Below are 263 nucleotides of genomic sequence, written 5' to 3'. Positions count from 1 at the left end.
ACAATACACAGATAGACGCTAAAATATAGGCAATGCCTATTCGCTGTAATACGCCCAGTATTCTTAAGTTTTCAATGCTCGTGGTAAAGGGATACATATTTAACGCTAAGCCAATAGCAAAAATAATTGCTCCTCGTTTTATCAGCCGTAACACTTGGCTTGCATTAGCTGTGCTGTTGGTTTTTTTAAATGAAAAAAACATCGCAGAGCCAATAATAAACATGAAAAACGGAAAAATTACATCCGTTGGTGTACACCCATGC

1 protein-coding gene is annotated in these 263 nt (G+C 37.3%); it reads right to left on the bottom strand.

Going from position 1 to position 263, the window contains the following annotated elements; translation table 11 throughout:
* Positions 1-263 (bottom strand): heparan-alpha-glucosaminide N-acetyltransferase domain-containing protein (locus tag AAEY79_RS15285; RefSeq protein ID WP_352289351.1); only part of this gene is annotated, 263 nt, incomplete at both ends.

Origin of the sequence: Psychrobacter sp. GW64-MNA-CIBAN-0177, assembly GCF_040309585.1 — a bacterium.
Taxonomy (GTDB): Bacteria; Pseudomonadota; Gammaproteobacteria; order Pseudomonadales; family Moraxellaceae; genus Psychrobacter; species Psychrobacter okhotskensis.
This window is presented reverse-complemented; position numbering and strand designations above follow the sequence as displayed.